A 22409-nucleotide genomic window follows, 5' to 3' on the forward strand; every position below is an offset into this window, starting at 1 on the left:
TCAACCCACCCACCACTGACACGGATCAACGTCGGCCGGTCGGCTGTCGGGACGGTGCCTCGTCGGGCCGTCCTGGCGGTCGGCCGGTCGTGTTTCATCGGGTTCTTCGATACGAGTAGAAAACCGGCGCGCGGGTTTGTTCTTCTGGAATGGAGGAATGACAGCCGTGAAAGGGCAGACATGTCGAATGACCGCATCCGCGTGGCCGTGATCCTGTCGAGTGTGCGCAAGGGCCGGTTCGGTCCTACCATCGCCAACTGGCTCATCGGGACCGCCGACCAGCATGACGACATCGAGGTCGATCTGGTGGACATGGCGGACTTCCCGCTGCCCACCGCTCTGACCGACGAACCGACGCCCGAAGTCGCCGAACTGCTCGGCGCGTTCTCGTCTCGGCTTCACCGCGCGGACGGGTTCGTCGTGGTGACCCCGGAGTACAACCACAGCTTCCCCGCCTCCCTGAAGGCGGCCCTCGACTGGACCCAGCACGAGTGGCACGCCAAGCCCGTCGGCTTCGTCGGGTACGGCGGCCTGGCCGGTGGTCTGCGCTCCATCCAGCAGCTCCGCCACATCTTCAACGAACTGCACGCCGTCACTGTGCGCGACACCGTCAGCTTCCACGGACCGTGGGAACAGTTCGACGCCGACGGCAAGCTGATGGACCCCGTCCACGCCGAGAACGCCGCCAAGGTGCTCTGGGACAGGCTCAGTTGGTGGGCGCTCGCCACCAAGGAGGCCAAGGCTCGCCGTCCGTACGACAACTGAGCAACCGACGTCACGCCAGGTTCAGTGACACCGCGTCGGGGCCACCGTCCCGGCCATGGGTGAGCGCGCCCACCACCCCCAGGTGCGCAGCCCCGTACGAGAACGCTCGTGGCACCCGTACACCGCGCACCACCCCCGTGCGGACCGGGTGCCTCCTCCCCAAGGACGCGGGGCCGCGCAACCCCCTGCCGTTGCCCCGCCACACCCCCGCCGGTACCGGCCTCCCCCTGCGGGTCCCGGCGGGGTGAGCGGGTGCCCGGGGTGGGCGCCGAAGGCGGGGCCCGGCAGATGAGGGACGGGTGGCCGGGCCTCCGCTTCCGCTCACGTGAGCAGCGTGTCCGGTGAGGCCGTCAGCTCGCGGCCGGTCAGTGCGCGCAGCACCGGGTAGGCGCGGGTGTCACCGGCCAGTACCCCGCCGAGCAGAGTGTGGCCGTCACGGTCCAGGACCACCTTGGCGTACGTGCCCGTTCGCCGGTCCTCGCGTACGTACTCGATCGCCCCAACCGTACGGGCGTGCGCGTCCCCGAACCCGGCCACCTCTACGCCGAGCAGCTTCAGTCGGGCGGAGGTGTCCGCGCCGGTGAACGCGTCGCCCTCCGTACCGAGCAGTTGCCGGGCCACGGTCTCGGCCATCCGGTAGCCGGGGGCGGCCAGCCCGTGGCAGCGGCCCTCGACGGCGGCGCACTCGCCGATCGCCCAGACGCGCTCGTCCGCGGTACGGCACCACCGGTCCACCAGGAAGCCGCCCCGCTCGGCCCGTGCGAGAGCGGCCGGACCGGCGAGTTCGTCCCGAGGGCGTACCCCCGCGGAGAAGACGACGAGCGAGGCGTCGAGCACCGTGCCGTCGTCCAGACTCACCCGTGCCGCGCGGCCGTTGACATCCGGCTCGATACCGCGCAGCACCGTGGAGCAGTGCACGCGCACCCCCAGCCGCGCGATCGCCTCGGCCAGCACGCGTCCACCCCCGGCGTCGATCTGCTGGGCCATCAGCCAGGGCGCCATTTCCACCACATGGGGACGCATGCCCAACTGCCTGAGCCCGCCTGCCGCTTCCAGGCCCAGCAGGCCGCCCCCGACCACCACCGCGTCCCGGCCCGGCCGCGCCGCCGCCCGGATCGCGTCGATGTCCTCCACCGTCCGGTACACGAAGCAGCCGGGCAACTCCCGGCCGGGCACCGGCGGGACGAACGGCCGTGAACCGGTGGCCAGTACGAGCGCGTCGTAGCCGAAGACCCTCCCCTCCGCGCACGTCACCGTCCCCGCCGCCCGGTCGATTCCGGTGACCGGCGAGCGCAGGTGCACCTCCACGCGCGGGTCGCCGAGGACCTCGGGGCCCGCCAGCGCGAGGTCCCGCGCGCTCGCCCCGGACAGCAGAGAGGACAGCGCCACCCGGTCGTAGGCGGGCCGGGGTTCCTCGGCGAGGACCACGATGCGCCAAGTGCCGTCCGCGTCAACCTTGTTGCCCGTGCGCATCTCCTCGACCAGGCGGTGACCCGCCATGCCGTATCCCGCCACGACCAGCGTGCGTGTCCTCACGAAGCCCCTCCTTGTGCCTGCGGCGGGGAGCCGAGCGTCGCGCACAGTTCGCGTACGACGCCCGCGCAGCTTCCGCATCCCGTCGTCGCCCTTGTCGCCCGCGCCAGCGCCGCCGGGTCGTGCGCGCCGCCGGTCCAGGCCTGCCGCAGCGCCGCGTGCGTGACGTTGTTGCAGTGGCAGATCACGGCGTCGTCGGGCAGGACGCCGTCGTCCGCGTACGTACCGTCGGAGCCGGTCAGCAGGGCGAGCCGGTCCTCGGGCAGGACGGCGCCCCTCTCGTGCAGGAAGCCGACCGCGGCGACCGCCGGGCCGATGACGACACCGCGCTGGATATGGCCCTCGCGCAGCGCCAGCCACGCGTACCGTCCGCCCGCCCGGTCCCTCAGCGAGATCGTCTCCTCGACCTCCTCAATTCCCTTGGCGGAGGCAGGCATCAGGGCCACCGCGTCGAAGTCCGCGATGCGCGGGCGCAGGATCTGGGGCGAGGAGCTGAAGCGGCGACCCGTCCCGGTGAGGATCCGGGCCAACGCGTCCGCCTGTTCCCACGCCCCGCTCACCGTGGCTCCCACGACGCCCGCGTGCTCCGCGCAGTCGCCGATCGCGTGGATGTGAGGGTCACTGGTGCGCAGCCGGTCGTCGACCATCACCCCGTCGTGCACCGCCAGTTCGCAGGCACGGGCCAGCGCGGTCTCCGGCTCAACCCCCGTGCACAGCAGCAGGGTGCCCGCCGCCACCACCTGTCCGTCGTCCAGGACCAACTTGCCCGGCACGAACTCGGTTGCCCGTCTGCCGAGTTGGACAGCGACCCCGCGTTCGGCCAGCAGATCGCCGAGTACGGCGCACGCCCCCGCGTCGAAGTACCGCTCCATCAGCTCGGGTTCGCGGTGGACGAGGGTCACCTCGTGCCCGGCTCGGCGCAGTCGGAGGGCCGACTCGACCCCGAGGATGCCACCTCCGAGTACCGTGACCGGTCCGGCCGGAAGGGGGCGGCAGTCGGCCGTCGTGCGTACGGTGCGTACGCCGTCGGCGAGTTGACCGCGCGCGGTCACCAGGCCCGGCACCCACGGCAGTCGCGGTCGGGCGCCGGTGGCCAGGACGAGGACGTCGTAGGCCAGTTCGCGTCCGTCGTCGAGGCGCACCGTGTGCCGTGCGCGGTCGATCGTACGCACTTGGGTCCCCGTCAACAGCCGTACGGTGGACGGCAGTGCGGGCAGTGTCAGTTGGCCGGGGCTCAGCGTGCCGTCGAGGACCGAGCCCAACAGGGCTCGGTTGTAGGGCGGGTCGTCCTCGGCGCCGATCACGGTGACCGTGCCACGGTGTCCGTACTGGACCAGGCGTGCGGCCAGCCGGTGCGCGGCCGGGCCGCCGCCGACCACGACGACGTCGGTCTTCATGGGCCCTCCGCAGTCGGGGTGATGCGCACCGCGCTCACCTTGAACTCGGGCATACGGCTGCGCGGGTCGAGGGCGTCGCCCGTGATCAGGTTGGCGCGGGCGGCGCCGGGATAGTGGAACGGGAGGAAGACGGTGTCGGGGCGCAGCGTCCGGGTGGTGCGCACGCGCGCCCGTACGGTGCCGTGGGCCGAGGTGACCTCGGCGAGCCGGCCGTCGGCCAGGTGGAGGCGCCGGGCCGTGTCCGGGTGGATCTCCACGATCATCTCCGGTGCCGCCGCGGTGAGTTCGGGTACGCGGCGGGTCTGCGCGCCTGACTGGTACTGGGCCAGCACCCGGCCGGTCGTCCCGTACAGCGGGAACGCGGTGTCGGGGGTCTGGGCGGAGGGACGGTGGTCCACCGCCACGAAGCGGGCCCGTCCGTCCGGGTGCGCGAAGCGGTCGAGGAACGGTCGTGGTGTCCCCGGATGCCCGCCCCGGCCGTCGTCGCCCGCGCCCTCGGCCGGGCACGGCCAGTGCAGAGCCTCGCCCGCGTCGAGACGCTCGTAGCTGATGCCCGAGTAGTCCGCGCGGCTGCCCGCCGAGGCCCGGCGCAGTTCGTCGAAGACGTCGCGGGGGCGGGTGGGGAAGCGGTGTGCGGGCTGGCCGAGTCGTACGGCGAGCGCGTGCAGGACCTCGAGGTCGGTGCGCACCCCGGGCGGTGGGCTCAGATGTGCCCGGCGGCGCAGCACCCTGCCTTCCAGGTTGGTCATCGTGCCGTTCTCCTCGGCCCATTGGGCCACGGGCAGGACGACATCGGCGAGCGCGGCGGTCTCGGAGGGGACGAAGTCGGCGACCACCAGCAGGTCCAGGGCGTTCAGGCGCGCGGTGACGTGGGCGGCTCGGGGTGCCGAGACGACCGGGTTCGAGCCGAACACCAGCAGCGCCTTCGGTCCGGTGGGTGTGCCGAGGCTGTCGAGCAACTCGTAGGCGCTGCGACCAGGTTGGGGCAGTGATGCCGCGTCCACGCCCCAGACCGAGGCCACGTGCGCGCGGTCCGCGGGGTCGGTGAGCGAGCGGTAGCCGGGCAGTTGGTCGGTCTTCTGACCCATCTCGCGGCCACCTTGGCCGTTGCCCTGTCCGGTCAGCGTGCCGAAGCCGCTGCCGGGCGTGCCGGGCAGGCCCAGCGCCAGTGCCAGGTTGATGAACGCGGCCACCGTGTCGGCGCCCTTGCTGTGCTGTTCGGCGCCGCGCCCGGTCAGGACGTACGCCCGACGGGCGCCGCCGAGCAGCCGCACCGCGGCCCGCTGGTCGTGGGCCGGTACCCCGGTGACCTGTTCGACCCGCTCGGGCCACCAGGCGACGCACTGCTGCCAGACGGCGTCGAAGCCGGTGGTACGCGCGTCGAGGTACTCCTTGTCGACGAGTCCCTCGGTGACGGCCAGGTGCAACAGGCCCAGGGCCAGGGCGAGATCGGTGCCGGGGGCGGGCTGGAGGTGCAGCGCGGCGCGCTCGGCGGTGCGGGTGCGGCGAGGGTCGATGACGACGAGGTCGGCCCGCGCGAGATGGCGCATGAGCGGTGGCATCGTCTCGGCCGGGTTGGCCCCGGCCAGCAGGATCGCATCGGCCTCGGCCAAGTCGGTTACGGGGAACGGCAGTCCGCGATCGAGCCCGAAGGCCTCGTTCGCCGCGGCGGCGGCCGACGACATGCAGAACCGGCCGTTGTAGTCGATCTGGCTGGTGCCGAGGGCCACGCGGGCGAACTTGCCCAGGGCGTACGCCTTCTCGTTGGTCAGTCCGCCGCCGCCGAACACCGCGACCGCGTCCGGGCCGTGCCGGGAGTCGAGCCACGCCAGGCGGTTGGCGATCAGGTCGAGCGCGTCGTCCCAGTCGGCCGGGGCGAGTTCGCCGTCCGGCCCGCGCACCAGCGGGGTGAGCAGCCGGTCGGGGGCGCCGAGGACGGCGGGCGCCGTCCAGCCCTTCTGGCACAGGCCGCCCTGGTTGACCGGGAAGTCGGGCGAAGGGCGTACGGCCACTTCGCCGCGGTCGCCCGACAGGAGGGTGGCGCACTGTAGAGCGCAGTACGGGCAGTGGGTGGTGCTCTCGCGGGTGCCTTCCCCTGCCTGTACGGCTCGGGTGCCGTGTCCGGCCCGTACGGTTCGGGTGTCTTCCCCCGCCCGTACGGCGCCCGGTTCAGCGGACATGGGACGCGTGGGCTTGCGGGGCGGTCGGCATCGACGGGGCCTCGCGGGCCTCGCGTTCGCCGCGCAGGTAGACGGCCCGGATCACCACGGCGCACAGGGCGTAGTAGCCGAGGAAGGCATAGAACGCGGGTTCCCCGGTGCCCAGTTGGCCGTAGGAGGTGCGGAACGCGAGGTTGATGGCGGCGCCGCCGAGCGCGCCCACCGCACCGGCGATGCCCATGACGGCTCCGGACAGGCGGCGGGCGAGGGCGAAGGCCGCGGTGGCGTCGTGTCCGGAGGTGATGGCGGTCTCCGCCTGCCGGGCGAACACGGCCGGGATCATCTTGTACGCGGAGCCGTTGCCGACGCCGCTCATCACGAACAGCGCGGTGAACCCGGAGACGAACAGCCCGAACGAGTGGGCGTGGGTGGCCACCAGGAGGACGCCGATCCCGGCCGCCATGCCGGCCAGGGACCACAGGGTCACGCGGGCGCCGCCCCACCGGTCGGCGATCCGGCCGCCGAGGGGGCGGGCCACCGAACCGAGCAGCGGGCCGAGGAAGGTGAACGAGGCGGCCTGTAGCGGTGTGGAGCCGAACTGGCTCTGCAGCACCAGGCCGAAGGCGAAGCCGAAGCCGATGAAGGAGCCGAAGGTGCCGATGTACACCAGCGAGATCCACCAGGTGTCCGCGCGGGCGGCGGCCTCGCGCTGGGCGCCCGGTTCGGTGCGGATCAGCGTCACGTTGTCCATGCGCAGCGCGGCCAGCAGGGACACCAGGGCGATCAGCGGCAGGTAGCAGGCGGCGACGTACGCGGGGTGGGTGTCTCCGGCGACGGAGATCACCAGCAGAGCGAGCAACTGCACCGCGGCGACGCCGAGGTTGCCGCCGCCCGCGTTCAGGCCAAGGGCCCAACCCTGGTGCCGTTGCGGGTAGAAGGCGGTGATGTTGGTCATGGAGGAGGCGAAGTTGCCGCCGCCGAACCCGGCGGTGGCGCCGATGAGCAGGAACACCCACAGCGGGGTGCCCGGCCGCTGAACGAAGTACACGGTGAGCGCGGTCGGTACCAGCAGCACCAGTGAGGCGAACACGGTCCAGTTACGGCCTCCGAACCAGGTCACTGCCCAACTGTAGGGAAGCCGCAGCAGCGAGCCCACGACGGTGGGGACGACGACCAGCAGGAACTTCTCGTCGGGGGCGAAACCCAGGCCGATCTTCGGGGACATGAACAGCACGAGGACCGACCACATGCTCCATACGGAGAAGCCGATGTGCTCGGACAGTACCGACAGCACGAGGTTGCGCCGGGCGATCCGCCGCCCGCCTCGCTCCCACTGGCGCTCGTCCTCGGGGTCCCAGTTCTCGATCCACTGTCCACGGGCTCGTTGGCGGGTCGTCATCTTCTCCTCGGCTCTCTCCAGGCGTTGTCACGGCATTCAGGGTTCGTGAAGGTTCCTCCCGTGCGGCCCGCCCACAGCGGGCGGGCCGCACCGGGGAGTGTCAGGACCGCAGCGCACGGTCCACCAACGCGGCAGCGGCTCCTGTGTAGTTCGCCGGGTCGCACAGTGCGGCCAGGTCGCCCGCCACCTCGTCCGGGAGGCCCGGACGTTGCGCGAGCACCTCGGCCAGGGGGCGCCCGGTGGTCTCGGCCGTGCGCGCGGCCTCGGTGAGCAGCGCCTTGGCGCGCGTTCTGCCCAGGGCCGGGGCCAGCCGTGCCGCCACCCGCTCCGAGGCGACTTGACTGCCCGTCAGATCGACGTTGGCACGCATCCGTTCGGCGCGGACCTCGATGCCCTCGGCCAGCTCCACCGCGGTGTGCGCCGCGCCGCCGGTCAACCGCAGACACTCGCGCAGCAGTTGCCACTCCGCGTGCCAGGCCCCCGCGGACCGCTCGTCCTCGCTGACCAGGCACTGCGTCAACGCGGCGGAGAGGGCGGGTACTTGGAGCGCGGCGCTGCGCAGCAGGGTCGCCAGGACCGGGTTGCGCTTGTGCGGCATGGCCGAGGAACTGCCCTGGCCCTCCCCGCCCGGCTCGGCGACCTCGCCGACCTCGGTGCGGGCCAGCGACTGCACATCGACGGCGATCTTGCCGAGCGCCCCGGCGGCGAAGGCCAGCGCGGACGCGAGGTCGGCGATGGGGGTGCGCAGTGCGTGCCAGGGCAGCACCGGCCGGGCCAGGCCGGTCTCGGCGGCGTACGCGTCGACCAACTGGTCCAGATACGCGCCCGCTTCGGGCCGTCGGCCGTCGGCGCCGACGGCCGCGTACTCCAGGTATCCGGCGAGCGTGCCGGCCGCCCCGCCCAACGAGACGGGCAGCCCGCCCTCGTGGACCCGGGCCAGCCGTTCCTCCGCGTCCAGGACCAGCGCCCGCCAGCCCGCCGCCCGCAGGCCGAACGTCGTCGGGACGGCGTGCAGGGCGAGGGTGCGGCCGACCGCGAGCGTGTCCCGGTGCCGGGCGGCCAGTTCGCCGAGGGCGCGCGCGGTGCGCGTGAGATCGGCGCGGATGATCCGCAGCACCCGGGAGGCCACCAGCATGGTGCCGGTGTCCAGGACGTCCTGGCTGGTGGAGCCCCGGTGGACGTACTCGGCGGCCACCGGGTCGTGCCGCGCCACCTCGGCGGTGAACGCCTTGACCAGACCCACCACGGGGTTGGCGGTCCGGCGGGCGGCCAGGGCCAGCGCGCGCAGGTCGAGCCGGTCGGCGTCGGCCGCGCCCGTGATGGCCTCGGCGGCCTCCTTCGGCAGGGTGCCGAGCGATGCCTGGGCGCGGGCCAGGGCGGCCTCGGCGTCGAGCATGGCCTGGAGCCACGCCCGGTCGCCGGTGGCCGCCTCGGCCGCGGTCCCCGCCCTGACCGGTGACAACAGCCCCGCGTCGGTGAGCTCGTGCGGGGAGTCGGTCACACGATCACCCCGGACAGGTCGCCCTCGGCGTTCACCGGCCGTACGCCGTCCGGCACATGGGCGACCGGGCCCAGTACGAGCACCGAGCGGGCGATCGCGTCGGAGTCGCCGAGGGTCACCGAGTCGACGCCCGGCCGGATCCCGGCCGCGGTCACCCAGTGCACCGACTCCGTGGGCACACCGAAGGCGAAGCGCCGCGGGTGGGCACGGCCCCGGCCGTCCAGCAGCCGGTAGGGCCGCTCGGTCACCGCGAGCCCGCCGGTCTCGTAGCCGGTGCCGTCGGCGCCCCGGATCCGGTACGGCGTCGCCTGGTCGGTGTCGAGCAGGTGCCGCAGCAGCGGGTCGTCGGTGCGGCGCAGGTCCGGCTCGGGCAGCCGGGCCTCGATGAGCACGGTGGCCCGCACCGGCTCGCCCGGCACCGCCGTCGACGCCGCGACGTACTCCCGGTCCGTGGTGTCGATCCGGACCTGGGTGCCCGGTCCGGTCACCGTCAGCACGCCCGCCTCGATCAGCGCGACCATCTCCTCGATACGGGAGGCGGGCGGGCCGATGGACAGGAACGCGTTGAGCGGGGTGTACCAGCCCTCCAGGTCGTCGCGGTGCGAGTTGCCGTCGAGGCCGCCGTGGTCGACCGCGAGCCGCACCTCGTTGCGCAGGTCGCGCAGGACGTCCAGGGCCGCCTTCAGCGGTCCGCTGAGGTTGCCGCGGCGGGACTCCTCGACATCGCGCCGCAGATAGGCGAGGAGCCAGCCGGTGAAGTCCGCGCGGTCGGCGAACACCCGCTCGCCGTACGGGCGCGACAGGCGCTCCCAGTCCCAGCGCTCGGCGGCCGTGATGCCGTAGGAGTCGAGCAGGGCGGCCGGATCGGCGTCCGGCTCCAGCGCCAGGTAGCGCTCGGTGAACTCCTCGCGCAGCACGTCGCCGCCGCGGGCGGCCAGCATCGTGGCGTAGTAGACGCTCTCCACCTCACGGGAGATCAGCGGCCACAGGTCCGTGGAGAAGTTGAGCGAGCCGCCCGCGGCCGACCTCTCGCGCAGCGTCCGGATGTAGTCGGCGGTCAGCAGCTTGGGGAAGTAGCGGCCGGTGGCGCCCTTCTCGTTCTCGCCGCGCGCGTGGTAGGGAACACCGCGCCGGGAGAAGGCGTACAGGTTCGGCTCCTGGCCCGAGCGACGGTAGACGAGCCGGCCGTCCACGCGCTCGAACCGCCCGCCGCGGCCCAGGGTGAACAGGGCCATGTGGTCGAAGAAGTTGAGGCCGAGCCCGCGCAGCAGCACGTTCTGCCCCGGCGCGATACCGCTGAGGTCCAGGTCGGCCGGGTTGGCCGGGGTGATGTAGGTGAGGTGGTGGATACGGGACAGGCTCGCGGTGCGCGCCTCGCGCGCGGACAGCCGGGCCGGGACGTGCCCCTGCGCCATCACGATGGCGTCCAGCTCGTTGAGCCGGGTGCCGTTCTCCAGCCGGATGCCCTGCGGGCCGCCGGGCACGCCATGGGTGTCGGCCGCGGCCACGGCACGCGAGCGGTGCACCCTGACCTCGACGTGGTCGGGCGCGCGGTCGACGATGCGCTGGAAGCAGTCCTGAAGGTAGTGGCCGTAGAACGCGCGCGTGGGATACGAGTCCGGGCCGAGCCGTTCGGCCTCGGCGAGCACGGCCGGGTCGTGGTCGGCGGGGTCCGCGAGCAGCGCGAGGCTCTTGGCCCACTCGTACAGGCTGGGGCCCGGCTCGATGGGCCCGTCGATCTGCGCGCTGTCGTCGGTGAAGACGGTGATCTGCGAGGCGACGGTGTTCATCAGCAGGTGCTGGGACTGCGCGGTGCGCCACACGGTGCCGGCGCCGGGCGCCGAGGGGTCGACGACGTGGACGGTGACGGCGCCGTGTGCGCGGGTACGGCGCTCGTTGGCCAGCAGCCGTTCCAGTACCGACAGCCCGCGGGGGCCGGCACCGATGATGCAGACCTCGAGGGTGCTGTGCATGCCAATTCTCCGTTCTGGGAAGAGGGTGACCGGCGGCCGGTCAGGAGAGTCGGCCGCCGGTTCCGCAGGGAGCGGGGGTGAGCGGGCTACTTGTCGGCACCGGCCGCCAGCAGGCGGGCCAGTTCCAGGCGCTTGATCTTGGTGGTGGCGGTCTGCGGGAGGTCCTCGAGACGCCACTGGACCGGATCGGCGAGGGCGGGCAGGTCGACCACCGCCGTCTTCCAGGACAGGTCGTCCAGGGGTGTGTCGTCGCGGGTGCACACCACCGGTACGGCACGGCCGTCCGGGCCGGGGATGATGATGACCTCGACCAGCTCGGGCAGCCGGGTGAACAGCTTGTCCTCGATCTCCAGCGTCGACTGCACACCGGGGATCTCGTCGACCTCGCGGTCCAGCAGGTGCAGACAGCCCAGCTTGGTGCGGTAGCCGAGGTCACCCATGCGCCACCAGCCGTCGCTGACCTGCTTCTGCCAGCGCTGGTGCTCACCGAGGTAGGTGACGATCCGGCCGTCGCTCCTGACCTCGATGAAGCCGGGGTTCTCCTTGGTGACGGGCGCGCCGTTGCGGCTGACCACGCGTACCCCGGTCATGCCCGGGAACGGCATGCCGACGCAGCGGCCGTTGAAGTCGGCCCCGTCCTTGAGCGAGTACGTGCGCGCGGCGATCGGGCCGACCTCGCTCTGCCCGTACGCCTGGGCGAAGCGCCGCCCCTTGCGACGGGACGCCTTGAGCAGCGTGTTGACGGTACGCGGGTGGATGGCGTCGAAGGTGCTGGAGAAGTACTTGACGTTGGCCAGCGGCCCGCGCGGATCGTCGGCCAGCTCCTCCCAGCGCAGGAACGTGTTGGGGTGGGCCTCGATGAAGCCGGGCGGGGTCTGGGCGAACAGCTCGCCCACCGTCTTCGGGTCGTCGTCCCTGAGGATGATCAGCGGGTGCCCCTGGAGGATCGAGATGGGCATGGCCGTGAACATCCGTGAGTGCACGAACGACACATGGACCGCGATGGGTTCACTGCGTCGCACGGCGGTGGCCACGACGGTGGCCTGCGGGCGGTAACGGGCCTGGAAGCTCATGCCGGTGTGCACGGCCAGCTTCGGGGTGCCGGTGGTTCCGGAGGTGTGGGTGATCAGGGTGGGGTGGTCGATGGGCATGGCGACCGCGGGCACCCGCTCGACACCGGCCAGCGCGGCGAACGAGGTGGCTCCCGCGTACTCGCCGCGGGCCAGCAGCACGGTGCGGGACAGCTCGAAGACCTCGGCGGGCAGGTGGTGTTCGAGCTTGTCCTGGTCGGTGACGAGGAACGGCCGTCCGACCCGGCGCAGCAGTTCGGCGACCGTCGCGCCGTCCAGCTTGGGGGACAGCAGAACCGGGATGGCGCCGGTGCGGGCGATGGCACAGGCGAGGAGGGAGATGTCGAAGCCGTCGCTCTTGTGTACGACGACATGGTCCCCGGGACGCACCTTGACCGACCACAGTCGGGAGGCGAAGTCGTCCACCAGGTCGGCCAGTTCGGTCAGGGTCATACGGCGGCCGAGCCCGGGGGCGATGTCCAGGTCGTGATCGAGGATCACGAAATTCGCCGGATGTCGGGCCGCTGCCCGGTCGAACAGCGTGCCGAGTCGTATTCCCTTGCTTCCTATTCGCTGAAGAAACATATAACCGATCTCTCGTCCATGGCTGCGGATTCATGAAGAGGGCCTGCGGTGACGCTGAATTGCCGTCGGTCTCGGATCTTCGTTTCGATCCCAGATCTTCGCGTCTGTCTCGGATCAGCTCGTCGATCTCAGATCTTCGCGTCGTTCTCGACGACGACCTTGATACGGGCCAGGGTGTCGTCGAGATCCCGCTCGAGCTTCTCCGTCCACTCGGTGACGAACCGCTCGCGGCCGTCCTCGTCGAGATCGGCGACGATCTTGTGGATACCGGCGGTGGCCTTGCCCATCCGGAAGTGGTGCACGAGCCAGCAGGCGCCGTCGCCGGCGTCCTCGACGTCGAAGCCCCAGATGGACTCCTGGTCCTCATGGGCGTGGGTGAGCATCATCCAGCGGAAGGTGCGGCCGGGCTCGGCGGCGACCACACGGGCCTCGGTGTACCAGGTGCCGCGCACCAGCGGGGCCCAGCCGACCACGTCCTCGCTGCGCAGGTTCTCGCCGCGGAAGACCGAGCCGACCGCCGAGGGCGCGCCCTCGGTCCACTCGCCGCCCTGGCACTCCGGGCTCCACTCCTTGCTGCGGGTCAGATCGCTGACCACGGAGTAGACCTGTGCGGGTGTCGCGGAAACACGAATACGGGCGTCGAGTTCGAAGAGCGGTGAATTGTTGATGATGGTTTCCGTCGTGGCTGTCATGCCGGTAAGCGTGCCGATGGCTCAGGAAGGCGAGCAATCAAGCCGTTCGGGGTCCGTCAAGTTTCAATTCAGGACAGCTGTGCGGAATCGGTGGACATAGTCGACAAGCAAAGTCGATGAATGGGGGTGGGGAATTGCGGGAGGGGGCCGGGGCGCGGGTGTGCGAAGGCGCCGCGGGCCGGACCCGCGGCGCCCTGGGGAATCCGGTACGGACGGACCGGTCAGTCGCGTACCCGCAGCACCAGCTTGCCGTGCACCTTCCCCTCGTCCAGTCGGCGGTGCGCCTGCTCGGCCTCGCTCAGCGGGAGCACCTCGGTGGCGCGCGGACGCAGCAGGCCCTGCGCCAGCAGATCGTTGATCCCGCGGGCCGCGTCGGCGAGTTGGGCGGTGTCGGCGTGCGAGATGGCGAAGCCGTGCACGGAGCGGTCCATCAGATACAGCGGCCCGACGGGCAGTACGGGGCGGGTGCGCAGGCCCGCCATCAGCACGACGCGGCCCCGGCTCGCGAGCAGGTCCACGGCCGTGTCCAGGTCATTGCGGCCGGAGGTGTCGACGTGGACGTCCACACCGCGCGGGGCGGCGGCCCGGATCCGCCCGGCCACGTCGGGGGAGCGGTAGTCGATGACCTCGTGGGCGCCCAGCGACCGTACGTACTCCGCGTCGCGACCGGAGGCGACGGCGATGACCCGCGCCCCGGCCCGGACCGCCATCACCACCAGCGCGCTGCCGACGTTGCCGCCGGCGCCGAGCACGGCGACGGTCTCGCCCGGCCGCAGCCCGCCGTGCGTGAACAGCGCGAGGTGTGCGGTCGCGGCCGGGTGGGCGAGGGCCACCGCGTCCACGGCGGCCACGCCGTCGGGCAGGTGGTAGAGGCGGTCCACGGGCACCACGGCCTGCTCGGCGGCGGCGCCCTGACGGCCGTCATGGCCCAGGCTGTTGCACCAGACCCGGTCGCCCACCTGGAAGCCGGGGGCGCCGGGACCGGCCCGGACCACCGTGCCGACCAGATCGCGACCGATGACGAAGGGGAACTCGACGGGGGTACGCCAGGCCCCGGAACGGACGAAGGTGTCCACATGGTTGACGGCGCTCACCTCGACGTCGACCAGCACATCGTGCGGTCCTGCCACGGGCGGCGGAAGCTCGCCGTAGCGGATGACGTCCGGGGAGCCGAGCTGAGTGATGTAAGCGGCACGCATGGTCGTCGAGTCTGCACCTCCGCGGCGGTAGGCAGCAGTGTGCGCGCCGATCGCGGGCCACGCTCCGTCAGGTCGCACCCGGGTGCGTCAACTCCCCTCCGGCGGGCGCCCCGTGCTCCTACCCTCTCCCCCATGAATCCCACGACGACCCTCACCATGACCGACGTACCGCCCGACGACCGACGGATGACCACGGACATACGACCGCTCGTCCGCGTCCTGCGTCCCGCGCTCACCGACGCCGACTTCGACCGGTTCGCGGCCGAGGCCCACCGGCAGGGGCTGGTGTTCACCGCCGCCTACGACCCCCACGGCCACTGTGCGGGCGTGGCCACGCACCGCGTGCTCGCCACCAGCCGCGGCCGGGTGCTCTTCGTCGACGACCTGGTCACCGACCCCGCCCGCCGCTCCGCCGGGATCGGCGCCGAGCTGCTGCGGCATCTCACCGCACGGGCCCGCGCCGCGCACTGCGACCGCGTCGAACTCGACTCCGGCGTCACCAACCAGTCCGCCCACCGCTTCTACCACGCCCGGCGCATGACCATCTCGGCCCTGCACTTCGCGCTGGAGGTCGGCGCGGACTGACGGACTGACGGGTTGGCGGACTGACCGGCATCAGCGCCCCTCCTCGGCATTGGCAGGCTCTTGGCCGCTCCTTGACCGGCCGCGCCGACGGTGTGCACACGCCGTACGAGTCGGTGGCGGCCCGCCGCCGACGGGAACGAAGGAGGCCATTGACCGTGCCCGCGAACGAAGGAGGCCTTGACCGTGCCCGCGACTGAGCCCGTCCCCGTCGACTTCTGGTTCGACCCGGTGTGCCCCTGGGCGTGGATGACGTCCCGCTGGCTGCTGGACGTCGCCGAACGGCGCGCCCTCGACATCCGCTGGCACATCATGAGCCTGGCCGTCCTGAACGAGGGCCGTGAGGACCTGCCCGAGCGCTATCAGCGGCTGCTCACCGAGGGCTGGGCGCCGGTACGGGTGGTGATCGCCGCCCAGCAGAAGTACGGTCCGGAGGTCACCGGCCGGCTCTACACCGCTCTCGGTGAACGCATCCACCGGCAGGGCACCGGCCCGAGCCGCGCGGCGATCACCGAGGCTCTCGAGGAGGCCGGACTCTCGCCGGATCTGATCCAGTACGCCGAACTGGACACGTACGACCGCGAGTTGCGCGCCTGCCACCAGGAGGGCATCGACCGGGTCGGCCAGGAGGTCGGCACCCCGGTGATCTCCCTGCCGGGCCCCGACGGCACGAGTACGGCCTTCTTCGGCCCGGTCCTCACCCCCACCCCACGCGGTCAGGAGGCGCTGCGGCTGTGGGACGGCCTGGTGCTGCTGGCCGCCACACCCGGCTTCTACGAACTCAAACGCAGCCGCACCCAGGGCCCGGTCTTCGACTGACGCCCGCGGTGCCGAACAGCCGGTTGACGCCAGCGTGGCCGAACGGCCGGTGTCGCCCGGCATGGTGAACGGCCCGCGCCACCCGACCCCGTAGGGGCGGCGCGGGCCGTGTCTGCGGGGCGGCCGGGGTGTGCCCCGGCCACCGGTGCGGCGGTGACGTCGTCAGGCGGTCGCGGTCGCCGCGGGCAGTCGCGCGGACGTCATGGCCGCCGACGGTCCGGGGACGCGCAGGGCAAGCAGCCCCAGTACCGTGAAGAACGCCGCCCAACCGGCCCAACCCGCCCAGTCCCAGCCGACGCTGGTGCTGATCAGAGGCGGACCGACGATCGTCGTCACCGCGAAGCCCAGGTTGAGCGCGGCGAGATGGCTGGTCTTCTGCCCCTCGGGGATGTGCAGCAGCGCCGCCCCCGTCGTCCCCACCGTGATCAGTACCTCGCCCAGCGACAGCAGCACCGCGGCCACGACCACGACCGCGAGGTCGAGACGCCCGCCGCCCAGCCCGGTCAACGGGGCCGTCAGCGCGCCGAATCCGGCCAGCAGCCCGCCGCCGCACATCAACGCCCGTGCGCGCGTGAGCCGTTCGGAACCCTTGCTGAGCCGTACCTGGAGCAGCACCACCAGGGCCGTGTTCAGCAGTTGGATCAACGTCACACTCCAGGAAGGGGCTTGCGTGCGCTGCACGATCCACAGGGGCATCCCGATGCCGAGCAGCAGCGCCGACAGGGTGAGCGCCCCGTACAGCGCGGTGATGCTCAGGAAGGCCCGGTTGCGCAGGATCCTCGCCCGTCCGCCCGGCCGGGCGGACGCCGACGCGGCCGTGTCCGGGAAGCCGCGGCAGATCGCCGCGCAGCCCAGGAACAGCACGGCCGAGGCCAGCAGCACCGCCCGGTACGCCCACGGCTCGTCGACGGCGATGGCGGCACCCGAGGGCAGCGCCCCGGCCGCGAGCCCGACGTTGCGCAGGGTCCGTACCCGGGCCAGCGCGCCCACGGCCTGGGCGTCGCGGACCCGGTTGATCAGCCCGGACTCGATCAGCGGCCCGATGCCGCGGCTGAGCAGCCCCGCCACCGCCGCCGCGCACAGCGCCTCGGTGAAGGTGGCGACCGCCGCCAACGCGAGGAAGGCGCCGCAGCGGACGAGGAACAGGACACACAACACGGCCCGGATACCGAACCGTTCGGCGGCACGGGCGATCGGCATCGCGCCCACCAGGGAGGCCACACCCGACGCGCCGAGCACCAGACCGATCTGATGGTTCGTCAGGTCAGCCGCCCGGTCGAGGAACAGCACCGAGAGCGACAGATACATGCCGAGGCCGATGGCGTCGCACAGCCCGACGGCGTAGAACCCGCGGACCGGCGCCGGTCGTGCCGCCTGTACCGGCGCCGGTCGTGGGGCCCGTTCCGGCGCGGCCCCGTCAGTCACGGTCCGCTCCCGCCGTGGCGTCGAACCCCGGCACCAGTCGGATGCCCAGAGCGCGCTCCACCTGGGAGGTGAGGACACGGGCCGTGGGCACGTCGGGGGCGTCCACCAGGAAGCTGGCCAGATGCAGGGTACGCTGCCTGTTCGCCTGCTGGCCCGGCAGGAAGCGCGGAGAGAGATAGACGAGTTCGGGGAAGGCGCGCAGCACCTCCTCGGCGGGCGTCTGCGCGGCCACCCGCCAGGACCCGGCCGGGATCGGCAGGAACCGCAGCAGCGCCGCCCGGGTGAACTCCGGCAGCCCGGCCGGCGGCAGCCCGAGGGAGCTGCGGCCGATCTCGGCCGCGTAGTCGTACCCGGCGGCCACCTTGAACATGGCGGGCAGCGGGCCCCCGGCGCGCGCGTTGACCTCGATGACCTTGGGGCCGTCCACGGTCAGGGCGACCTCGGTGTGCACCGCGCCGCAGGTCAGCCCGACCGCCCTGATCGCCTGGTCGGCGACGTCGACGACGGCCGCGGTGGTCGCCGCGTCCAGCCGGGACGGCAGCACACAGCCCTCCTCGGCGTACCCGTGCTCCAGAGGCAGCCGGTCGGTGACCGCCAGATGGTGGGCGGTGCCCGCGGCCAGCAGCGACTCCACGCTGCAGTACGCCGCGTAGCCCGCGTCGCCGTCCTCCTCCAGCGCCATCCGCTCCTCCAGCAGATACGCCTCGTCGGACTGGAGGAAGGCGGTCTTCTCGGCGCGGGCGGCGGCGAAGGCGTGGATCAGCTCCGCGTACGTGGACACGAGCCGGACGCTCTGACTGCCCGCGCCCAGCGAGGGCTTGAACACCCCGGGCAGCCCGACCCGGGCCGCCGCCGCCGCAAGATCCCGCTCGTCGATGATCACCTCGAAGCCGGGCGACGGCACCCCGCGCTCGGCGAAAACGAGGCGCTGGCGCGCCTTGGACTGGGCGACGGCCACCGCGTCGGGCCGGTTGCCCGGCAGCCCCAGCCGCTCGGCGATCTCGGCCTGGGGGCGCAGCAGCAGCTCGGAGTAGGTCACGACGCCGTCCAGCGGGTGGCGGCCGTCCAGGGCGACGGCGGCCTCGACCGCCTCCTCCAGGTCGGCGGCGTCCAGGAACTCGCCGCGCAGACCGCGCCGTTCCCAGCCCGCGCGTACCGGCGCGGACGGGCGCCAGGCCGTCACGTACACGACGCTGATGGTGTCGGTGACCGAGGACAGCGAGTCGAGGGCCTCTTCGGGGGCGTGGCCGCCGATCCCGGCGAGGAGCAGAAGGTGAGGGGAGCCCATGACGGTGAGGCCTTTCAACGAGGGGCGGATGAGGAAGAGTTGGACAGTGCGCGGGGCGGCGTGCGCAGCAGGGTGCGGGACGGCGCACGGGGCGCTGTGCGCACCGGGGGACGGAACGACAGCAGTTCGGTGACGAGGTCGTCGAGCCGCTTGTCGAGGAAGTCCCGCGGCGCGCCCGGTGTCAGGTCGGCGGCGGTGGTGGCCACATGGGTGGGTGTCGCCCAGCCACCCAACGCCCGTACGACGGTGCGCAGTTGATCGCAGGCCGTACCGGCGCCGCGCGGACCGCCACCCGCGGCGATGAGTCCGGCCGGACGCCCGGCCAGCGCGTCGCCCTTGAGATGGTCCAGCGCGTTCTTCAACAGGGCGCTGTACGAACCGTGGTAGACGGGTGTGGCCAGCAACGCGCCGTCGGCCGCGGCGACACGGGCGCGCAGCAGCGCGGTCTGGCTGCCGGGCGGCGGACGGTCGTAGTCCTCCAGGGCGTGGGCGCGCGGGAACTCCACGGCCAGGTCGACCAGTTCGAAGGCGACACCGGCCTCCTCGATGCGGGTGCCGGCGCGCAGCAGCATCTCGCGGGTCACCGAGTCCTTGGAGGCGCTGCCCAGGAAGCCGAGGATCATCGCGCCGCCTCCTCGTCCACCGGGCCCGTCACCACACGCACTTCGCGCTCGGCACGGGCCAGCAGCCGCGCCACTCCGGTGTGGGTGTCGTGGACGAAGACATGGGTGCTGATCCCGGTGCCGGAGAACGTCGACGCGGGGATGATGTCGCCGACGCGTGCCCGCACGGAGCGGACATGGGCCAGCGGCGCCACCGTCGAGTCGTCGTACTCCAGCAGCCGTCCGGCGCCGCTGTAGGTCTCGGTCCACCCGGCGTACGCGGCGACCGGCGCGCGGCGCCCGGTGAGCGGGTCCTCGCCCGCGTCGGCGAGGATCTTGGCGTGGCGCAGGTCGACGCCATGGGTGGCGAGGAACGCCTGGACGACACCGGCACCGCCGGGCCGGGCGGCCACCTCGCAGAACGTCAGATGCTCGTCGGTGACGAACGCCTCCAGGTGCAGCACACTGTCGCGGATCCGCCAGGCGTCCACGACCTGCGCGAGCAGCCGTCCGGCCGCCGCGCGCACCGCCGGGTCCGCGACCGTCGCCGACGACAGCGGGCGGCCGTGCCGCAGGGCCATGGTGTCGCGCGTGTAGACGGAGACGTTCCACAGCGGCTCGCCGTCGCGTACGACCGCGTCGATATGGCACATCGGGGCGTCGACGAACTCCTCGCACAGATGCGTGCCCGGGGTGAACTCCTCGCGCAGCCACCGCTCCAGAGCCGGGCGGCTCGAGAGCACCACCACGCCCTGGGAACCGGACGCGGCCCGCGGCTTGAGGACGATCCTGCCGTGGCGGTCGAACAGCGCCGTCACCTCCTGCGGGCTGTGCGCGAGCAGCCCGTCGGCGCAACGGACGCCGTGGCGGCGGGAGATGCGCTTCATGACGGCCTTGTCCACGAAGCGCCGTGCCTCCTCCGGCCGTTCGCCCGGCACACCCAGCAACCGCCGCAGCCGCGCGGCGGGTTCGAGCAGCCGCTCCGACAGGGCGGCCACCCGGTGCACCGGGTGCGCCGCGTGCACGGCCCGCGCGAGGTGGCCCAGCGCGAAGTCGTCGAAGGGGTCGGTGCGGACGACGAGATCGGCGGGCCCGGCCTCGGCGCCCGATGTGAGCACGCTCAGCCGGAACCGGTCGGCGGGCAGGACGGGCGCGGTGCCGTCCGCGAGGGTCCAGGCGGGCGCGCCGAGCCGGTCCACGAGCAGGACATGGGTGCGGTCCTGCGCGGCGGTGCGCAGCACGAGGGAGCGTTCGAGCCGCTCCGCCGCGGCACGGGCCCGCCGCCGGTCGGCCGCGACCACGGTGTGCCGCAGCCAGACGGTGCCCCCGTCGAGCACTTCACCGGCTCCGGTGAACACCTGCGCCCTGAACACCCCCCGCCGCGCGCTCAGTTCGGCGGCGGTGGGGGCCTCCACCACCCGGCTTCGGCCGTCCGGTGCGGGCACGGCGCGCTGCACGGCGACCGCGCCGCGAGCAGCGCCGCGCGGCGCCCGCCCGAGCGCGACCTCGGCCGCGGCGGTGACCAGACTCCGGGTGTGCGCGGCGTCGTAGAGGTCGATGGTCGACGCGTCCAGGCCGGGCAGCAGTTCGGGGGTGCTCGGATCGGCGGCGGGGAACACGCAGCGCACGATGCCCTCGAGCGCTGCCTCGCGTACGGCGTGCACAGCGCGTGCGGTGAGTTCGTCGGTCCGCCGCGCGTCCAGGCCGGAGGGGCACAGCCGGGTGCCGGGTTCCTCGTCGAGGACGGCGAGCGCCCGTACCGCGCCGCGGTGGGCGGCCACCACGACCGTGTGTCCGGGCGGCGGGCAGGCGGTGGGGTCCGTGGGCGGGGCGCCGTCGCGCAACTGCCGTGCGGCGGGGGCCGGGGAGAACGTCAGCAGGGCCCGTACCGGCTCGGCGGCGTGCACCGTCCGCGCGGCAGCCCGGATGCCCGGCCCGGTCGACGCGCCGTGCCACTGCCCTCGGCAGTGCAGGCTCCACAGCGCCCGCGCCTCCCGCTCGCCCTCCGGGCCCGAGGTCCACACGACGCTCACGCGGGTGGTCACCGCGCCGACGGCCGTCAGGATCCGCTCGACGGGATCGTCCGCGCCCAGCAGCAGGAGCAGGTGCTCGCCACCGGGTGGTTCCGCCTCCAACACGGTGTCGAGGGGCGTCAGTTCCAGTGAGGTGAGGATCCGCCGGGCCGCCGCTTCGGCGGTGTGCGCGGCCTCCTCGTCGCCGGGGCCGCGGGCCAGGACGTAGCCGATGCGGTCGCGGTTGGTGCGCAGCGCCCGTACGCGGTCGCCTGGGCCCACGGTGACCTGCGACTCGATCACCTCGGGCGAGAGCACCTCCACCGGCTTCGCCGCGCCGACCTCCGCGTCCACCGTGCTGTAGAGCTGGTGCAGCGCGATGACCGACTCGGGCGGCGCGGCCTCCCGTACCGGCTCGCCGACCGCGAGGGCCACCAGGTCGTGGGTGAGGGAGCGGCCCAGCGCGAGCGACATCTGGCGTGCCACCACATGTCCGGCGATCCGGCCGTTGATCTCGATCAGTTCGGGTCCGGTGGGGGTGAGCAGCAGCTCGGCGTGGACGGCGGACGCGCGCAGGCCCAGCGCGCGGATCACGTCGAGGACGAAGTCCCGTGCGGCGGCCTCCTGTTCGATGCGCGCCGGGAAGTGGCCGCCGAGTTCGGCCGCCTGGCCGGGCGGTGCGGGCAGCCGTGCGGCGAACCCGAGCAGCACCACGCGCTCGCCCTGCACCAGCAGTTCCGCGCTGACGTGCCGGCCGACCGCGTACTCCTCGACCAGCGCCTTCGGCGGTGCGCCGTCGCGGCCCGGCGGCGCACCGAGCACCTCGGCCAGCGCACGGGCCGCCTCCGCCCGGGTCCAGGCGATGGTCACACCCAGGGACCAGCCGCCCGCGGTGGGCTTCACGACGACCGGCAGCCCTATCGCGTCGACCGCGGCCAGCCCCTCCGTCTCGGTGGTGGCGACGCGCCAGCGCAGCGTGCCGACGCCGTGTTCGGCCAGGCGTGCGCGGACGGCGGCCTTGTCGCCGAGGATCCGGGCCGCCGCCACCGACTCGTGCGGCACGCCGAGATCCCGCGCGAGTTCGGCCACGGCGAACGGATACACCTCGTCGCGCCCGATCACACCGTCGGGCGGGGTGGGGCCCAGCCGCCCGCGCAGCCGCTCGGCGAGGTTCCCGGCGGCCAGGGAGGGCACCTCCACGATGCGTGCGGCACGCGAGGACAGTTCGAAGCCCTGCATTCCCTGATAGGCGTCGAGATCGCCGGTGACGAAACTGACCTCGATTCCGGAGTCCGCCATCTCCGCGACCATGTCGAATCCGCGGACCAACGTCGTCTCCACCAGAACTATGTGCATGCCGCTCATCTCCCTGGCCGGTCCTGAATTCCGTACCAGCCTCCGCCCGGAG

At 72.9% G+C, this 22409-nt stretch carries 15 protein-coding genes and 2 pseudogenes; 3 read left to right on the top strand and 14 right to left on the bottom strand.

From position 1 onward, the window contains the following. Positions 1 to 180: 180 nt before the first annotated feature. On the top strand, positions 181 to 765 hold the full coding sequence (locus tag ACZ60T_RS33495) for an NADPH-dependent FMN reductase (protein WP_365634846.1): 585 nt from the start codon (positions 181 to 183) through the stop codon (positions 763 to 765). Between the two features lie 321 nt (positions 766 to 1086). Here ACZ60T_RS33495 and ACZ60T_RS33500 read toward each other — a convergent pair whose 3' ends face one another. The 10 genes and pseudogenes from ACZ60T_RS33500 to ACZ60T_RS33545 form a co-directional block, all read right to left on the bottom strand. After that, positions 1087 to 2301 (bottom strand): FAD-dependent oxidoreductase, encoded by a 1215-nt coding sequence (locus tag ACZ60T_RS33500; RefSeq protein WP_469669404.1) that lies wholly within the window; start codon positions 2299 to 2301, stop codon positions 1087 to 1089. Continuing rightward, a complete protein-coding gene (locus ACZ60T_RS33505; RefSeq protein WP_469669405.1) occupies positions 2298 to 3695 on the bottom strand; it encodes an FAD-dependent oxidoreductase in 1398 nt (465 codons plus the stop codon). The genes ACZ60T_RS33500 and ACZ60T_RS33505 overlap by 4 nt, the downstream gene beginning before the upstream one ends. Continuing rightward, positions 3692 to 5875: a molybdopterin oxidoreductase family protein gene (locus ACZ60T_RS33510; RefSeq protein ID WP_469669406.1), complete on the bottom strand. Its 2184-nt coding sequence runs from the start codon at positions 5873 to 5875 to the stop codon at positions 3692 to 3694. The genes ACZ60T_RS33505 and ACZ60T_RS33510 overlap by 4 nt, the downstream gene beginning before the upstream one ends. After that, positions 5865 to 7253: a nitrate/nitrite transporter gene (locus ACZ60T_RS33515; protein ID WP_365634837.1), complete on the bottom strand. Its 1389-nt coding sequence runs from the start codon at positions 7251 to 7253 to the stop codon at positions 5865 to 5867. The genes ACZ60T_RS33510 and ACZ60T_RS33515 overlap by 11 nt, the downstream gene beginning before the upstream one ends. Positions 7254 to 7353: 100 nt before the next feature. Continuing rightward, complete coding sequence (locus ACZ60T_RS33520; protein WP_469669407.1) at positions 7354 to 8754, bottom strand: nitrosuccinate lyase; 1401 nt, start codon at positions 8752 to 8754, stop codon at positions 7354 to 7356. Beyond that, a complete protein-coding gene (locus ACZ60T_RS33525) occupies positions 8751 to 10727 on the bottom strand; it encodes an FAD/NAD(P)-binding protein (protein WP_365634831.1) in 1977 nt (658 codons plus the stop codon). The genes ACZ60T_RS33520 and ACZ60T_RS33525 overlap by 4 nt, the downstream gene beginning before the upstream one ends. 86 nt (positions 10728 to 10813) lie before the next feature. Next, positions 10814 to 12382 carry a class I adenylate-forming enzyme family protein gene (locus ACZ60T_RS33530; protein ID WP_469669408.1) on the bottom strand — a complete coding sequence of 523 codons (1569 nt, stop codon included), beginning with the start codon at positions 12380 to 12382 and terminating at the stop codon, positions 10814 to 10816. Positions 12383 to 12510: 128 nt separating this feature from the next. After that, complete coding sequence (locus ACZ60T_RS33535; RefSeq protein ID WP_469669409.1) at positions 12511 to 13074, bottom strand: SRPBCC family protein; 564 nt, start codon at positions 13072 to 13074, stop codon at positions 12511 to 12513. 221 nt (positions 13075 to 13295) lie between these two features. Beyond that, positions 13296 to 13850 (bottom strand): annotated as a pseudogene (locus tag ACZ60T_RS33540) (zinc-binding dehydrogenase); the annotation flags it as partial. 90 nt (positions 13851 to 13940) lie between these two features. Then, positions 13941 to 14273: pseudogene (locus ACZ60T_RS33545) on the bottom strand (alcohol dehydrogenase catalytic domain-containing protein); the annotation flags it as partial. 132 nt (positions 14274 to 14405) lie between these two features. Between ACZ60T_RS33545 and ACZ60T_RS33550 the strand changes: the two are divergent. Both ACZ60T_RS33550 and ACZ60T_RS33555 read left to right on the top strand, forming a co-directional pair. Continuing rightward, a complete protein-coding gene (locus ACZ60T_RS33550; protein ID WP_469669410.1) occupies positions 14406 to 14858 on the top strand; it encodes a GNAT family N-acetyltransferase in 453 nt (150 codons plus the stop codon). Positions 14859 to 15035: 177 nt separating this feature from the next. Then, entirely contained in the window at positions 15036 to 15674 is a 639-nt protein-coding gene (locus ACZ60T_RS33555) for a mycothiol-dependent nitroreductase Rv2466c family protein (RefSeq protein WP_469669411.1), read from the top strand. A gap of 162 nt (positions 15675 to 15836) precedes the next feature. Here ACZ60T_RS33555 and ACZ60T_RS33560 read toward each other — a convergent pair whose 3' ends face one another. From ACZ60T_RS33560 to ACZ60T_RS33575, 4 genes are read right to left on the bottom strand one after another with little or no spacing between them, the layout of a single operon-like run. Continuing rightward, positions 15837 to 17099, bottom strand: a complete 1263-nt coding sequence (locus ACZ60T_RS33560; RefSeq protein WP_469669412.1) for an MFS transporter — start codon at positions 17097 to 17099, stop codon at positions 15837 to 15839. Then, positions 17092 to 18387 carry an ATP-grasp domain-containing protein gene (locus ACZ60T_RS33565; protein WP_469669413.1) on the bottom strand — a complete coding sequence of 432 codons (1296 nt, stop codon included), beginning with the start codon at positions 18385 to 18387 and terminating at the stop codon, positions 17092 to 17094. The genes ACZ60T_RS33560 and ACZ60T_RS33565 overlap by 8 nt, the downstream gene beginning before the upstream one ends. 14 nt (positions 18388 to 18401) lie before the next feature. Continuing rightward, positions 18402 to 19010 (bottom strand): NADPH-dependent FMN reductase, encoded by a 609-nt coding sequence (locus ACZ60T_RS33570; protein WP_469669414.1) that lies wholly within the window; start codon positions 19008 to 19010, stop codon positions 18402 to 18404. Continuing rightward, complete coding sequence (locus ACZ60T_RS33575) at positions 19007 to 22357, bottom strand: ATP-grasp domain-containing protein (RefSeq protein WP_469669415.1); 3351 nt, start codon at positions 22355 to 22357, stop codon at positions 19007 to 19009. Before ACZ60T_RS33575 ends, ACZ60T_RS33570 begins: the two co-directional genes overlap by 4 nt. Positions 22358 to 22409 lie beyond the last annotated feature (52 nt).

It is taken from the genome of Streptomyces sp. NPDC104371 (assembly GCF_055583785.1).